This window comes from Symbiopectobacterium sp. Eva_TO (genome assembly GCF_053848865.1).
In genome coordinates this window covers 573268-588769 of the sequence record NZ_JBSPEY010000004.1, presented here as the reverse complement: position 1 = coordinate 588769, position 15502 = coordinate 573268, and the positions used below count along the sequence as shown (strand labels likewise).

Sequence of the window (15502 nt, the reverse complement as noted above, 5' to 3'; positions counted from 1 at the left end):
ACTGTCCACGACGTTAAGAACCGGCTTAGCCACCGTTTCTAGACTGTGTCCCTTAATTACATAACCTCTGGTAAAACAGGCGGATGCAGCCCAGTTTCAACATTGCCAGATAATTCCTCGCCGTTTTGTCGTAACGTGTCGCAATGCGACGGTATTCTTTCAGACGGCCAAAGCACCGCTCAACAACGTTCCGATTGCGGTAGGCGTCACGATCGAGCTTTGAACGACCATCCACCGCCATTTTTTCAGTGGATTTTCGGGGGATGACAGTTTTTATACCTCTGTTTTTCCGCTCGTTACGTAATACATGCCCGGAGTACGCCTTGTCAGCGAGTACCGCATGACCACGGCGTTTCATACTGCCGTTCTGGTGTTGAACACCAATACCGTCCAAAAGACGTAGTGCAAACTGACTTTCATGAGCCTGACCGGGGCTCAACACGATGTTTAACGGAAGACCACTTCCGTCTGTAGCCATATGGATTTTGGTGCCAAAACCACCTCGAGAGCGACCCAGCCCATTATCTCCGGTGATATCGGGATGTTTTTTTGAGCACCGGCAGCACATTTCAGCGCCCTGATATTGCTACCATCCAGCGCAGTCGCTGACCAGTCCACGAGGCCATGGGCATCAAATGATGAAAGTAACTTATTGAAAATAATGTTAATGAATCCCGATTTTGACCATCGGTTAAAGCGGTTATAAACGGTTTTCCATGGGCCGTATCGCTCAGGTAAATCACGCCATGGGGCACCAGGCACAGCACCCAGAACATGCCATTGATAATCATGCGATGCTCAGCCCATGGGCGTCCGGCCTGTGGTGTTGCTGGTTCAGCAGGGAGTAAGGGCTGGATGATAGCCCATGCTTCATCGGGAAGGTCGTAGCGAGCCATAGTTCAAAATGATGTAGAAACAAACAGTTAGTATAACTCATGGGATTAAGGGACACAGCCTAGTGATCGAGCGTTTTGCCGCGCAGTTTGCCGTGCTTCAGGATGCCTATTTGCGTGAACGCGCTGGGGATTTCCGCGCGTTGGGTCAGCGTCTATTGTTCCACCTTGACGACAGTGTGACGAGTAGCGATCGCTGGCCGCCACATTTTATTCTGGTGGCCGATGAACTGACGGCAACGCTGCTGGCGGATGTGCCGCAAGCCCGACTGGTCGGTATGGTCGTGCACGATGGGGCCGCCAACTCTCATGCGGCGATTATGGTGCGGGCGATGGGGATCCCCACCCTGATGGGCGCGGATATTCAGCCGGAGTTATTGCACCAGCGTACCCTGATACTCGATGGCTATCGGGGCGAACTGCTGGTGGATCCCGAACCGATGCTGTTACAAGAATATCAGCGCCTGTTGAGTGAAGATAATGCGCTGACGCGTCTGGCCGAAGACGATATGCAGCGGCCTGCGGTGCTGAAAAGCGGTGAGCGCATGCAGGTGATGCTCAACGCCGGGCTCAGCGCTGAACATGAGCAGCGTTTTATCAATCTGGTTGACGGCGTTGGGCTATACCGCACCGAAGTGCCTTTTATGCTACAGAGCGGCTTTCCGTCTGAAGATGAACAGATGGCGCAGTACCAGGGCATGTTGCAGCTTTACCCCTCACGCCCGGTGGTGTTGCGCTCGTTGGATATCGGTGCAGACAAACAGCTTCCCTATTTGCCGATCTAGTGAAGAGAACCCCTGTTTGGGGTGGCGTGGTATTCGCGTCACGCTCGATCAACCGGAGATCTTCTTGATCCAGGTGCGGGCGATGTTGCGCGCCAATGCTGAAACCGGCAACCTGCGCATTTTATTGCCGATGATCAGTAGCTTGGACGAGGTGGACGAAGCGTGCCGGCTTATCGCGCAGGCTGCCGCTGAGGTACGGGAACTGGTGGGGCATGCCTTGCCGGAACCGCGCATCGGCGTGATGATCGAAGTCCCATCTATGCTGTTTTTGCTGCCGCACCTGGCCTCTCGTATCGATTTTGTCTCGGTAGGCACTAACGATCTGACCCAATATTTGCTGGCCGTAGATCGCAATAACCCGCATGTGGCATCACTCTATGACAGCCTGCATCCGTTCATGTTGCAGGCGCTGGCAGGTATCGCTCGCGAATGCCAACGTATTGATCTTGAAGTCTCTGTCTGTGGTGAAATGGCCGGTTAGGCCATGGGATCGCTGGTATTGACCGGATTGGGCTATCGCACATTCAGTATGAACGGTCGTAGCGTCGCGCGGGTAAAATACCTACTGCGTCAATTGGTGCTGACTGAGGTGCAAGCGCTGACCCAACGTCTTTTGGCGGCGCGTAGCGCCAGCGAAGTGCGCCAATGGATTGCACTTTTCCTCGAAGAGCGTGGTTTGGGGGCGCTGGCCCGCGGTGGGCACTGACAAAGTGTGTCAACGGTAACATCCTGTTTACATAACTTTTCCTGAGCTTGCACGCTGCGTAGCGGCTGCTCTGTGCTATCATGCGCAACCGCCGCCAGTGCGCAAGGCGTTAATGCTGAGAGGGCGCTGGCAAACAAGGTTTCCCCTTTTACGACTTCCCGTAACGTGGGATAAACAACGTCGTGAGATAAAACAAACAAGCATGTGGTGATCGATGACAACGAGTTACTTGGCGTTTCCTCAATTTGATCCGGTGATTTTCTCCCTTGGACCCGTTTCGCTCCATTGGTATGGGCTGATGTACCTGGTGGGCTTTGTGTTTGCCATGTGGCTGGCTGTGCGCCGGGCGAATAAACCGGGCAGCGGCTGGACGAAAGAAGAAGTGGAAAACCTGCTCTACCTCGGGTTCCTCGGGGTGTTCGTGGGTGGTCGTCTGGGATATGTCCTGTTCTATGCTTTCCCCTCGTTCATCAGTAACCCGCTTTACCTGTTCAAAGTGTGGGATGGCGGTATGTCGTTCCACGGCGGTCTGGTTGGGGTGATTTGCGTCATGCTGTGGTTTGCCCGTCGTACCAAGCGCCACTTCTTTCAGGTTGCCGATTTTATCGCTCCGCTGATTCCTTTCGGGCTGGGTGCCGGGCGCTTGGGTAACTTTATCAACGGCGAACTGTGGGGCCGTGTCACTACCGATACGCCGTGGGCGATGCTGTTCCCCGGAGCGCGCAGCGAAGATTTGATGCTGGCGGTAACCAACCCGCAATGGCAGGCGATTTTCAATCAATATGGCATGTTGCCGCGCCATCCCTCCCAGCTTTATCAGATGGCGCTGGAAGGTATTGCGCTGTTTATTCTGTTAAATCTGTTTATCCGTAAACCGCGCCCAATGGGCAGCGTTTCCGGCTTGTTTTTGATTGGCTACGGTGTGTTCCGCATTGTCACCGAATTTTTCCGTCAGCCGGACGCTCAGCTTGGACTGTTCGGTAATTTCATCAGCATGGGGCAGATTCTGTCGCTGCCGATGGTGTTTGCCGGTATCCTGATGATGGTCTGGGCCTATCGTCGTAAGGCGTAAAAACAGCAATAACTTGCCGTGAGCTGCGTCCTTGCTGACATCAGCGGGAGGCTGCACGGTGAATTTTTTAATCGCGTAGTGAGGGTGAAATGAAACAGTATCTGGAATTGATGCAGAAAGTGCTTGATGAGGGAACGCCGAAGGGAGACAGAACCGGCACCGGAACCTTATCGATTTTCGGCCACCAGATGCGTTTCAATCTGCAAGACGGTTTTCCGCTGGTGACCACCAAGCGGTGCCATCTGCGCTCAATCATTCACGAACTGTTGTGGTTCCTCAACGGTGACACCAACGTTGGCTATCTGCACGACAATAAAGTTAGCATTTGGGATGAATGGGCCGATGAGAATGGCGATCTTGGGCCGGTATACGGTAAGCAGTGGCGCGCTTGGGGCGCGGCGGATGGTAGCCAGATTGACCAACTGCAAACCGTGCTGCAGCAGTTAAAGCAGGATCCAAATTCACGCCGTATCATTGTTTCTGCCTGGAACGTGGGTGAGTTAGATCAAATGGCGTTAGCACCGTGTCACGCGTTTTTCCAGTTCTACGTGGCGGATGGCAAACTTTCCTGCCAGCTTTACCAGCGCTCGTGTGATGTGTTCCTCGGTCTGCCGTTCAATATTGCCAGTTATGCACTGCTGGTGCATATGATGGCGCAGCAGTGCGACCTTGAAGTCGGCGACTTTGTCTGGACCGGTGGTGACACCCATCTGTACAACAACCATATGGAACAGACGCATTTGCAACTGAGTCGTGAGCCAAAAGCGCTGCCAAAATTGATAATTAAACGCCGTCCTGCCTCGCTGTTTGACTATCAGTTCGACGATTTCGAAATAGAAGGCTACGATCCGCATCATGCCATCAAGGCACCGGTGGCGATTTAATCGGCGATTCTGTGCTTCTGCTATCAAGGCTGCTTCGGCGGCCTTTTTTACAGGTTGTTTTCTCCTATCTTTCTTCAATCTGCGTTGTAACGCCGCGCTGCCAGGTCCGTTTTGTTGCGAGCAAGCAGGCATTCCCACTTTTTTTTGCCAGGTAACTGCCCGATTCTGGCTACACTGCCGTCATGGATAAAAGCACCTTTGTTGATGCGGGTTTTAGCCCACCTCGTTATACACAAGTCCGCAACGCCTTATATGCCAAGGGTTAGCGGGCTGAAATAGGCAGCCGGTGGGGTTGTAAATGAAGTGAAACCGACGTGTACTATCGCCATTTACGGCGCTGAAAAATGACACGGGATTCAGATGGCTGGGCACACCAAGAACTGGAAGGGGTAAATCTTGGTGACACGAGGCTCAATAAGCGCGCCAAAGGGCTTTTGATACGGCTGGCTGAGAATCCGCAAGCCAGCATTCCGCATGCGTGCCTCGGATGGTCTGAGACGCTGGGTGCTTACCGCTTCATGGAGAACCAAGCATTCGAATGGCGAGACATTCTGCAACCTCACTGGCAGCGTACGCAGGAAAGGATCCGAGAACACGAGGTTGTGCTGTGTATCCAAGACACTACCAAGCTTGACTTCAACGGGCAGCAAATCCAAGGCTTGAGTCCCTTGAACTACGAAGCCAGGCGTGGTCTGTACCTGCATCCGACCTACGCGGTCAGTCCGGATCGCGTGGGGTTGGGCGTACTGGATGCGTGGATGTGGGCAAGAGAGCCGAAGGATGCAGACGGAAAACGCGATGGGCTCAAGGAGAGTACGCGCTGGCTCGAGGGATACGAGCGAGTTGCTGAACTCGCCTCGGAGTTGCCAAACACACGTCTGGTGTACTTAGCCGATCGCGAAGCGGATATCAAGGCGTTGATGCAGCTCGCTGATGACCTTGGCACTCCGGCTGACTGGTTGATCCGCTCGACTCATAATCGCAGTCTGGACTGTAATGAGAAGCTTTGGCAGAAGGTTGGAAAGACCGTGCCGGTGGGAGAAATCCAATTCGTTATGGCGGCTCGCGCGGGGCAGAAGGCGCGTACGGTGAAACAGGCGCTGCGCGTGAAGCGAGTGTCGCTGCGTTGCGGATTGGCAGTGACTTGTGTGATAGCCAAGGAAATTGAGCCGCCAGCAGGCGTGAAGCCGGTCGAGTGGCGGTTGCTGAGCAATCGCGTACCTGAAGGACGAGAAGATATCGTGGAGCTGATCGACTGGTATCGGGCTAGATGGGAAATCGAGATGTTCTTCAAAGTGCTGAAGAACGGCTGCTGTGTCGAAGCGTTACAGTTATCGACCGTGGATCGCATTGAGCGGGCATTGGCGCTGTTCATGATCGTGGCATGGCGCATCGCCTATTTAATGCGTATGGGACGAACCTGTCCAGAGCTGGACGCAATGTTGTTCTTTGATTCCGACGAGACTCATGGAGCTTACCTACTGATGAACAAGCGTATGCCCAAGGGTCGCCCTAAGCTAAACGAAGTATTGCGCTTAGTTGCGCAACTCGGAGGCTTTCTTGCTCGAAAAGGCGACGGTGAACCAGGCGCAAAAACTATCTGGAAAGGCTTGCAGAAAGTCATGACGGCCGCCGAAACGCTACGCGCGCTCAGGCACGAACAGAGATGTGTATAACGAGGTGGCCATAGACTGGGCAGCGAGCACCAGGGGTTATGTGTATTAGCTCAGACCTGATCTGACAGTTACCGGTTATTTATACAGGTGTCTGTCAGATTAAATCTGGTTCAGATTTTTTTCTGCCCAGACTCGTTTACCATCAAGTAACGTGGCCATTGGCGTACGCCCGCAGCACATTTTACCCTGATGAGTTCGCTCATTATTGTAATGCCACAACCAGTTGTCCAGATCCTTTTGTAGACTTTCTAGGTCCTCGTATAACGTCTTACGGAACGCAACCTGATAAAAATCCTGCAAAATAGTTTTATGGAAGCGCTCGCAGATACCGTTTGTCTGCGGAGACATCGCTTTCGTTTTCGTATGGTCTATATCGTTGATAGCCAAGTACAGCTGATAGTCATGTTGTTCCACTTTACCGCAGTACTCCGTCCCCCTGTCCGTCAGTATTCTTAGCATTGGCAGCCCCTGAGCTTCGTAGAACGGCAGCACGCGATCATTGAGCAGGTCGGCGGCAGAGATCGGTGCTTTACTCGTGTAAAGCTTGCAGTGCGCCACTTTCGAGTACGTATCCACGAACGTCTGCTGGTAGATACGGCCAACACCTTTCAGATTACCCACGTAGAAGGTGTCCTGCGACCCCAGATAACCCGGGTGAGCAGTCGCTATTTCACCACAGGCTTCGTCGTCGTGCGCCTTCTTCTCCAGTGCAGCGATTTGAGCATCAGTAAGTACGATGCCTTCTCTGGCAACTTTTTCCTCAAGTGCCTTCAGGCGCTTACGAAAGTTTTCCAGATCGTGTCGTTGCCAGATGGAGCGCACACCGCTGCCAGAAATGAAGACGCCTTTTTTACGCAGCTCATTACTGGTCCGGTGCTGGCCATGAGCCGGGAACTCAATGGCGTAATCAACAACCGCACGTTCAGTGGCTTCATCAGCACGGTTTTTCAGGTTGGGAACCCGGCGGTTTTGGTTAACCAGAGCGTCAATGCCGCCTTCTGCCGCCAGTTCCTGATAGCGATAAAACGTGTCGCGTGACACCCCCATGATTTTACAGGCTTTTGATACGTTACCGAGTTCTTCGGCGAGATTGAGCAGGCCGACTTTGTGTTTGATGATGGGATTGTTAGTATGAAGCATGAGAGTTACCTCGTGTTTTGTATAAGGATTCGACACCCATATCAAAACCGGTAACTCTCAACCTTTCAAGGTCCAGTGTCAGATCAAGTCGCGACTAATACAGGTTATGACAGTTCAACCGTGCAGGATGTGATGCTGAGGTCGGTGGAAAAACGCTTCGGTAGCGCGCTGCCGGATAAACCAGTGCAATGGCTGACGGATAATGGTTCAGCGTACACAGCGCATGAAACGCGGAAGTTCGCCAGAGAACGGAATCTGGAGCCCTGCACAACAGCAGTGAGCCGTCCACAGAGTAACGGCATGGCAGAACGGTTCGTGAAGACGATGAAGGAAGATTACATCGCCTTCATGCCAAAACCCGATGTGCGAACAGCGCTGAAGAACCTTGCAGCGGCGTTCAATCATTACAATGAAAACCATCCGCACAGTGCGCTGGGATACAACTCCCCAAGAGAATATCGGCGCCAGCGGGCATCGTTAACTTAAGATACAAAAGCTGTCCGGAGATGGTGGGTCAAGATCAGGTATGCCGGCCAGCGTCCGTATTGCATAACAGGTGTTCCATCGGGAACCAGCCTGTCGGCTAACTTTGATTTATTCAACAAAGCCCAATATAAATTTAGAAAATCCCGTTAGACTTATTTTCATAAAACTAACCCAGTCAAGAGGAATGAAAAAATCATGATATATTTAGCTGCATCTGTATTGTGCAGTCCAATATTGCGTGACGTGATTTTCAGTTTCATTGAACTTCGGACCCCTGATATATTTATATCAGGGGGTTGATATTTATGGGGTGGTTGATATTTTTGTATTTCAGACGATTAAAACAGTCTTTTCCTTGGAGAGATTATTAACTTCAAGTATCTGGTTGTATCAGATAAATCAGTACCAATATGATGGTGACGAAGAAATGAAAGGCATCTGGTACACCATTCCACTGGCTCGACATCCACATGCCGAACCATTCTCCACCGATCGACATAAAACCGACTTGCCACAAAAGGAAACCAAGAGTAAGTCCTAAAACCGCAGTCTTTTTTGAATAATTAAACACTCTACTATCAGCTTTTATAGATAGAAAAAGTTTAACCCCACCAATCCAGCATAAAACTGCCGTGAACGTTTCAATAAAAATAATAAAGATATATCCGAGTTGATGAACACGGGGGGAATTTATTGCACGATAGTGAATAGATGAGTCTGGGTAAATGGTATCCATCATAAACACATGACGTACAAACTCAAGATTAGTTGAATAATCAGTGATATTTCCAAACGCAACTAACGATGCGAAAAAAGCTATTGCACAAACCAAAATAGACTTCGAAAGTCTGATATACATAGGTTAACCCCAAAAATCCAAATCTAAAAAATCCATAGCGGTAACACTACCTAAAAATTAAGCATGTGTAAATTAATATATATCATGAATAATCTTAGGCTGTGTCCCTTAATCCCATGAGTTATACTAACCGTTTGTTTCTAAATAATTTTTAACTATGGCTCGCTACGACCTTCCCGATGAAGCATGGGCTATCATCCAGCCCTTACTCCCTGCTGAACCAGCAACACCACAGGCCGGACGCCCATGGGCTGAGCATCGCATGATTATCAATGGCATGTTCTGGGTGCTGTGCTCTGGTGCCCCATGGCGTGATTTACCTGAGCGATACGGCCCATGGAAAACCGTTTATAACCGCTTTAACCGATGGTCAAAATCGGGAGTCATTAACATTATTTTCAATAAGTTACTTTCATTACTTGATGCCCATGGCCTCGTGGACTGGTCAGCGACTGCGCTGGATGGTAGCAATATCAGGGCGCTGAAATGTGCTGCCGGTGCTCAAAAAAACATCCCGATATCACCGGAGATAATGGGCTGGGTCGCTCTCGAGGTGGTTTTGGCACCAAAATCCATATGGCTACAGACGGAAGTGGTCTTCCGTTAAACATCGTGTTGAGCCCCGGTCAGGCTCATGAAAGTCAGTTTGCACTACGTCTTTTGGACGGTATTGGTGTTCAACGCCAGAACGGCAGTATGAAACGCCGTGGTCATGCAGTACTCGCTGACAAGGCGTACTCCGGGCATGTATTACGTAACAAGCTGAAAAACAGAGGTATAAAAACTGTCATCTCCCGAAAATCCACTGAAAAAATGGCGGTGGATGGTCGTTCAAAGCTCGATCGTGACGCCTACCGCAATCGGAACGTTGTTGAGCGGTGCTTTGGCCGTCTGAAAGAATACCGTCGCATTGCGACACGTTACGACAAAATGGCGAGGAATTATCTGGCAATGTTGAAACTGGGCTGCATCCGCCTGTTTTACCAGAGGTTATGTAATTAAGGGACACAGCCTAGTGTGTAGTGGCACACTGATACTGGCCACGGCTTTGTTGAATAAATCAGAGTTGGCGGACAGGATGCTTCCCGCCGGGGCTGCCGTTATGTGTATTAGTCGCGACTTGATCTGACACTGGACCTTGAAAGGTTGAGAGTTACCGGTTTTGATATGGGTGTCGAATCCTTATACAAAACACGAGGTAACTCTCATGCTTCATACTAACAATCCCATCATCAAACACAAAGTCGGCCTGCTCAATCTCGCCGAAGAACTCGGTAACGTATCAAAAGCCTGTAAAATCATGGGGGTGTCACGCGACACGTTTTATCGCTATCAGGAACTGGCGGCAGAAGGCGGCATTGACGCTCTGGTTAACCAAAACCGCCGGGTTCCCAACCTGAAAAACCGTGCTGATGAAGCCACTGAACGTGCGGTTGTTGATTACGCCATTGAGTTCCCGGCTCATGGCCAGCACCGGACCAGTAATGAGCTGCGTAAAAAAGGCGTCTTCATTTCTGGCAGCGGTGTGCGCTCCATCTGGCAACGACACGATCTGGAAAACTTTCGTAAGCGCCTGAAGGCACTTGAGGAAAAAGTTGCCAGAGAAGGCATCGTACTTACTGATGCTCAAATCGCTGCACTGGAGAAGAAGGCGCACGACGACGAAGCCTGTGGTGAAATAGAGACTGCTCACCCGGGTTATCTGGGGTCGCAGGACACCTTCTACGTGGGTAATCTGAAAGGTGTTGGCCGTATCTACCAGCAGACGTTCGTGGATACGTACTCGAAAGTGGCGCACTGCAAGCTTTACACGAGTAAAGCACCGATCTCTGCCGCCGACCTGCTCAATGATCGCGTGCTGCCGTTCTACGAAGCTCAGGGGCTGCCAATGCTAAGAATACTGACGGACAGGGGGACGGAGTACTGCGGTAAAGTGGAACAACATGACTATCAGCTGTACTTGGCTATCAACGATATAGACCATACGAAAACGAAAGCGATGTCTCCGCAGACAAACGGTATCTGCGAGCGCTTCCATAAAACTATTTTGCAGGATTTTTATCAGGTTGCGTTCCGTAAGACGTTATACGAGGACCTAGAAAGTCTACAAAAGGATCTGGACAACTGGTTGTGGCATTACAATAATGAGCGAACTCATCAGGGTAAAATGTGCTGCGGGCGTACGCCAATGGCCACGTTACTTGATGGTAAACGAATCTGGGCAGAAAAAAATCTGAACCAGATTTAATCTGACAGACACCTGTATAAATAACCGGTAACTGTCAGATCAGGTCTGAGCTAATACAAAAGGTAATAATTCACACCGAAACTGACAACTTACACAACTCAGTCCATTAAATATTTTTGTAGTATTTACTTTCATCGTTCATTTTTCCGAATTATCCTACTTGCTACCTCTCTATAATTTCGCCAACGCATAACAATTAATAGGCATTTTATGCAAACATAAAAATATATCAATAGTTTTTTATCTTTTACATCAACCGACAAAAGATTAATTTTCCTAAGAACAAAACACACGCACAAAAATAGATATATATAAAAATTTACAAATCAATGATCTAAAACAAACCAAATTTCAAGGAATGATTTAAAATAAGAAAACTCCACCATTAACTAAGAATTTTCCATATTAATTTACAGAGTTGCACCAAAATAGACACTACGAAAATGTCATCAACACATTTAATAACGGAACAAATTGACAATACTTTAGCAGTAGCAAGGCTTTGTTGAATAATAGGGAATCGTGCTGTTTTACTATGCCCATTTTGGTAGAAAATGCTTATCACCTCATGCATTCCGTTTTCTCATGATGCTTAACTGCATGATTTTACGTTGCTGGAAACAATCATTTTACTGGGCTGGTAGCATAAAATCTGTTTATTCAACAAAGCCCAGTAGCAAATCCAACAATTTTTACCTGACGCAAAGGAAAAAATGGCATCGTAGTCATCCTGGGTATTCGTCGCATTATCATCATACCGATCGGTATCCATGCCTATCGTTTGCAAATCATCCATCTAAATTTACGATACGCTTCGCGCATGAAGAGGCTGGTATCAGAATCAGATACATTTTCCACTACTGCTTTGATAACGTTCCGGATAGTGAACCTCTGTGGGGCTTTGTTGAATAAATCAGAACTTGTAACGACTGTGCCCCAGGTCGATTGTTACGTGATGCGAATACTGTTCGGCATTCCTAATAGCGTGATCCGGTTAAGCGCTTTGACCATCGCCATGGCTTCACCCACCTGAGCATCGTAGTCACGCAGACTTAGATGACCACCCAGAAGCGTTTTGAACCGGAACATGGCCGTTTCAGCCACTGAGCGTCGGTGATAGCCCACTTTCTTTTTCCAGGTATCGTTGCTGCCGCTCAGGCGCTGATTTGCAGCAGCGTGGTTACGCTCGTGGTAGTGGTCCGGCCAATATTGCGCCCCCCTTCGCGGCGGGATAAGCGGCCTTATTTTCTTCCTCAGCAGAGCATCATGGCAGTAACCTGTATCGTAAGCGCCGTCAGCCGATGCCTCTCTGATTTTCCGGTAGGTCTGGTTTATCAGTGCCGGTAGAGCCTGGGCATCCGTCGTACCACTGAGCGACAAATCCGCACAGATAATCTCATGCGTCGCACTGTCTACTGCCAGATGCAGCTTACGCCACACCCTGCGTCTGTCGGCACCATGCTGCCGGACTTTCCATTCGCCTTCGCCAAAGACCTTCAGGCCGGTTCCATCAATGACCAGATGTGAGATTTCACCACGGGTTGGCGTTTTTATGCTGATGTTCACTGTCTTTGCTCGCTTGCTGAGCAGCGAATAGTCTGGACAATGCAGCGACAATTTAATCAGTTTAAAAATCGAGTCAACAAAACCCTGTAAAGCCCTCAATGAATCTATGGTCACCCCCATTTTTGCAACACTGATCTTTGATTAATGGTGGGCTTGCTTAAATCTATCCGGCGTCTTTATGGCCAAGGATGCCCGCGCCACGATGAGTTTCGCACCTGATATTCCTAAAAAGGCCATCGGCTTCATTGAGCCATTTTCATTTTTTGGTTTTATATCAGGCCGTCAGGCCGTTCATGTCATCAATAATCAGTCTTCGCAAAACCAGATGGGTAACTTCGTTAAATTGCTGACTGTTAGACCAGCATTACTGTTCAAACACGGTATTTCGTGTCGTTATTGCCCAAGCTATTCGAGCTAATTTATTTGCTAATGCACAGCACACAACGCAAGAATGTTTCCTGCCCAACTGAGACCTTACCCAATCAGCTAATCTCCCTGATTGATGGTCAATTCTTAGGATAAATACCCGCGCACATTGAACAAGCAATCGGCGAAGGTTTTTATCTCCACGCTTGCTAATACCCAGCAGAGTATTCTTCCCTCCAGTACTGTATTGGCGGGGTACAAGACCGGTGGAAGCGGCAAAATTACGACTGTTTTCATATTGCTTGCCATCGCCTAACTGTGATGACAAAACGCTGGCTGTTATCGGTCCAACACCAGGGATGGTCATTAAATGCTGGCCAGTTTCATCTAGAGAGAGTGCCTGCCCAAGTTCTCTTTCGAGCTCTGCTATCTGCCCAACCAAATATTGGTAATGATCGTGTAATCGAAGCAGCAACTGTGCCAGATAAGGTGGCAAGTCATTATCAGCCAGAACAGCTGAAAGCCTTTTGATTACGGCAATACCTTTCGGCATGCTGATACCAAACTCCAGTAAAAAAGCATGCATTTGGTTAGTCGTTTTAACGTTGTCTCTGACCAACGACTCCCTGACCCGATGCAAGGCTCGCATAGCCTGTTGAGCCTCAGTTCTTGGCTGCACAAACCGCATGGAAGGGCGTGATCCGGCTTCGCATATTGCTTCGGCATCAACGAAATCGTTCTTGTTGCTCTTGACAAAAGGGTGGACAAACTGCGGAGAGATCAACTTTACTTCATGCCCCAGCTCACTGATCCGACGAGCCATAAAATGGGCACCGGCGCAGGCTTCCATTACAACGGTAGTAGGTGTACACGTAGCCAGAAACTCGATGAGTTTGGTGCGGGTAAACTTTTTCCGCAGTAATGCCTTGCCTGATTTATCCTGACAATGAATGTGAAAAGAATGTTTGCCGAGATCGATACCAATAAGCGTGACGTTTTGCATGATGGCCTTCTCCATAAAGAAACACCCTGTCAGCGTACCGCTCACAGGGTGGGGGTGACCATCTCATTAGGCCAAACACGCGTTTCATCATCAGGACTGTGGTGATGGCCATATCTGAGTAGTGGAGCGGTCGTCCACGCCGTTCAGTAGTCGTTTTTTCCGTCCATGCAGCAATGGCTGATTCATCTAGCCATACGGTTAGAGAACCGCGCTGCTTGAGGGCCTTGTTATAGGAGGGCCAGTTAGTGATTTTAAAATTTTGTTTTGCCATGGAGACCTGATGTTGAAACAACTATGGTGATCTGATCCGATGATTACCCAAACTTTCTATTTATTCAACAAAGCCCCTCTGTGGGTGAATCCCTGCGGGGGAAGTGGTAAGATATACCGTACCCTGGTGTAGAAATGTTGCAGGCAGGCTATTTTGGTTTAAGCAAATGCTTGCAGCATAAGTGACTTGTCCATTGTGATGTAGCCCCCTGTAACACCAGACAGTAGCTGTATCTCCAGATAAGAGATAGGCTTAGATATATGTCTAACAATCATGCTAATTTTGAAATGACCGGGATCCTGTTAGGGCAAGAAGTCCGTAAGCGTAAAACTCCGCAAGAGAAAATCGCCATCATTCAGCAGACAATGGAGCCGGGGATGAACGTCTCCCATGTAGCCCGCCTGCATGGCATCCAGCCCAGCCTTTTGTTTAAGTGGAAGAAGCAATACCAGGAAGGAAGCCTCACCGCCGTTGCGGCCGGAGAAGAAGTGGTTCCAGCTTCGGCGCTGGCGACTGCCCTCAAGCAGGTCCGGGAGCTACAGCGCCTTCTGGGTAAGAAGACGATGGAAGTTGAGATCCTCAAAGAAGCAGTGGAGTACCGCCAGTCGCGAAAATGGATAGCGCACGCGCCCTTGTTGCCAAAGGACGGGGAATAGCTCTGGTCAGCCGCGCCATGAGCGTGTCGCGTGCGCAGCTGTCACTGCGGGTTAACCGTTCTGCCGACTGGCTGGACAGGCGCAGCAACCGGCGTAATGACGAAACTGATGCTGAGATATTATCGGACATCCTCCGTATCATCAGCGACATGCCCAGTTACGGTTACCGCCGAGTGTGGGGTATCCTGCGTAAGCAACGTCGTGCAGAGGGACTTCCACCGGTGAACGCCAAACGGCTTTACAGGATAATGAGCGAGCATAACCTGCTGTTGTTGCATGATAAAACTGAACGTCCGAAGCGGGAGCATAAAGGCAAAATCGCGGTAGCAGAGAGCGATATGCGCTGGTGCTCAGATGGCTTCGAGTTCGGTTGTGACAACGGCGAGAAGCTGCGGGTGACGTTCGCACTGGACTGCTGCGACCGGGAGGCCATAGACTGGGCAGCGAGCACCAGGGGTTATGACAGTTCAACCGTGCAGCATGTGATGCTGAGGTCGGTGGAAAAACGCTTCGGTAGCGCGCTGCCGGATAAACCAGTGCAATGGCTGACGGATAATGGTTCAGCGTACACAGCGCATGAAACGCGGAAGTTCGCCAGAGAACGGAATCTGGAGCCCTGCACAACAGCAGTGAGCCGTCCACAGAGTAACGGCATGGCAGAACGGTTCGTGAAGACGATGAAGGAAGATTACATCGCCTTCATGCCAAAACCCGATGTGCGAACAGCGCTGAAGAACCTTGCAGCGGCGTTCAATCATTACAATGAAAACCATCCGCACAGTGCGCTGGGATACAACTCCCCAAGAGAATATCGGCGCCAGCGGGCATCGTTAACTTAAGATACAAAAGCTGTCCGGAGATGGTGGGTCAAGATCAAGTGACTTGTCCATT

10 protein-coding genes and 5 pseudogenes are annotated in these 15502 nt (G+C 49.8%); 9 read left to right on the top strand and 6 right to left on the bottom strand.

Annotation, left to right across the window (positions count from 1 at the left end):
• Positions 1 to 52 precede the first annotated feature (52 nt).
• Positions 53 to 896, bottom strand: a pseudogene (locus tag ACWWJF_RS05020) (IS5 family transposase).
• A gap of 62 nt (positions 897 to 958) precedes the next feature.
• Here ACWWJF_RS05020 and ptsP point away from each other — a divergent pair.
• From ptsP to ACWWJF_RS05000, 4 genes and pseudogenes are all read left to right on the top strand, one after another.
• A pseudogene (gene ptsP / locus ACWWJF_RS05015) lies at positions 959 to 2384 on the top strand (phosphoenolpyruvate--protein phosphotransferase); the annotation flags it as partial.
• A gap of 214 nt (positions 2385 to 2598) precedes the next feature.
• Complete coding sequence (lgt, locus tag ACWWJF_RS05010; RefSeq protein ID WP_455868836.1) at positions 2599 to 3456, top strand: prolipoprotein diacylglyceryl transferase; 858 nt, start codon at positions 2599 to 2601, stop codon at positions 3454 to 3456.
• An 89-nt stretch (positions 3457 to 3545) separates the two neighbouring features.
• The gene (gene thyA, locus ACWWJF_RS05005; RefSeq protein ID WP_455868835.1) at positions 3546 to 4340 is read left to right on the top strand and encodes a thymidylate synthase; all 795 of its coding nucleotides are present in this window, start codon (positions 3546 to 3548) and stop codon (positions 4338 to 4340) included.
• 344 nt (positions 4341 to 4684) lie between these two features.
• Complete coding sequence (locus ACWWJF_RS05000) at positions 4685 to 6016, top strand: IS4 family transposase (protein ID WP_455868834.1); 1332 nt, start codon at positions 4685 to 4687, stop codon at positions 6014 to 6016.
• 99 nt (positions 6017 to 6115) lie between these two features.
• Here the strand turns inward: ACWWJF_RS05000 and ACWWJF_RS04995 are convergent, their stop codons facing one another.
• Positions 6116 to 7156 carry an IS481 family transposase gene (locus tag ACWWJF_RS04995; RefSeq protein WP_455868833.1) on the bottom strand — a complete coding sequence of 347 codons (1041 nt, stop codon included), beginning with the start codon at positions 7154 to 7156 and terminating at the stop codon, positions 6116 to 6118.
• A gap of 96 nt (positions 7157 to 7252) precedes the next feature.
• Between ACWWJF_RS04995 and ACWWJF_RS04990 the strand changes: the two are divergent.
• Positions 7253 to 7642, top strand: a pseudogene (locus ACWWJF_RS04990) (integrase core domain-containing protein); the annotation flags it as partial.
• Between the two features lie 373 nt (positions 7643 to 8015).
• On the opposite strand, the gene ACWWJF_RS04985 reads toward ACWWJF_RS04990, so the two are convergent.
• On the bottom strand, positions 8016 to 8501 hold the full coding sequence (locus ACWWJF_RS04985; RefSeq protein ID WP_455868832.1) for a DUF2165 family protein: 486 nt from the start codon (positions 8499 to 8501) through the stop codon (positions 8016 to 8018).
• Positions 8502 to 8658: 157 nt separating this feature from the next.
• Here ACWWJF_RS04985 and ACWWJF_RS04980 point away from each other — a divergent pair.
• Positions 8659 to 9503 (top strand): IS5 family transposase gene (locus tag ACWWJF_RS04980; protein WP_455868831.1). Its coding sequence is split into 2 segments (ribosomal slippage): positions 8659 to 9004 and positions 9004 to 9503, totalling 846 coding nucleotides; the frame shifts between segments, so codons are not numbered across the junction.
• Between the two features lie 205 nt (positions 9504 to 9708).
• Positions 9709 to 10749, top strand: coding sequence for an IS481 family transposase (locus tag ACWWJF_RS04975; protein ID WP_455868830.1), 1041 nt, complete (start codon positions 9709 to 9711; stop codon positions 10747 to 10749).
• A 948-nt stretch (positions 10750 to 11697) separates the two neighbouring features.
• Here ACWWJF_RS04975 and ACWWJF_RS04970 read toward each other — a convergent pair.
• Positions 11698 to 12414 (bottom strand): annotated as a pseudogene (locus ACWWJF_RS04970) (IS5 family transposase); the annotation flags it as partial.
• A 79-nt stretch (positions 12415 to 12493) separates the two neighbouring features.
• On the opposite strand from ACWWJF_RS04970, the gene ACWWJF_RS04965 reads away from it, so the two are divergent.
• A complete protein-coding gene (locus ACWWJF_RS04965; protein ID WP_455868475.1) occupies positions 12494 to 12733 on the top strand; it encodes a hypothetical protein in 240 nt (79 codons plus the stop codon).
• Here the strand turns inward: ACWWJF_RS04965 and ACWWJF_RS04960 are convergent.
• The gene (locus ACWWJF_RS04960) at positions 12680 to 13684 is read right to left on the bottom strand and encodes an IS110 family RNA-guided transposase (RefSeq protein WP_455870935.1); all 1005 of its coding nucleotides are present in this window, start codon (positions 13682 to 13684) and stop codon (positions 12680 to 12682) included. The two genes, ACWWJF_RS04965 and ACWWJF_RS04960, sit on opposite strands and share 54 nt — an antisense overlap.
• Positions 13685 to 13751: 67 nt before the next feature.
• Positions 13752 to 13955 (bottom strand): annotated as a pseudogene (locus tag ACWWJF_RS04955) (transposase); the annotation flags it as partial.
• Positions 13956 to 14242: 287 nt separating this feature from the next.
• Between ACWWJF_RS04955 and ACWWJF_RS04950 the strand changes: the two are divergent.
• Positions 14243 to 15450 (top strand): IS3 family transposase gene (locus tag ACWWJF_RS04950; RefSeq protein WP_455870934.1). Its coding sequence is split into 2 segments (ribosomal slippage): positions 14243 to 14564 and positions 14564 to 15450, totalling 1209 coding nucleotides; the frame shifts between segments, so codons are not numbered across the junction.
• Positions 15451 to 15502: the final 52 nt, after the last annotated feature.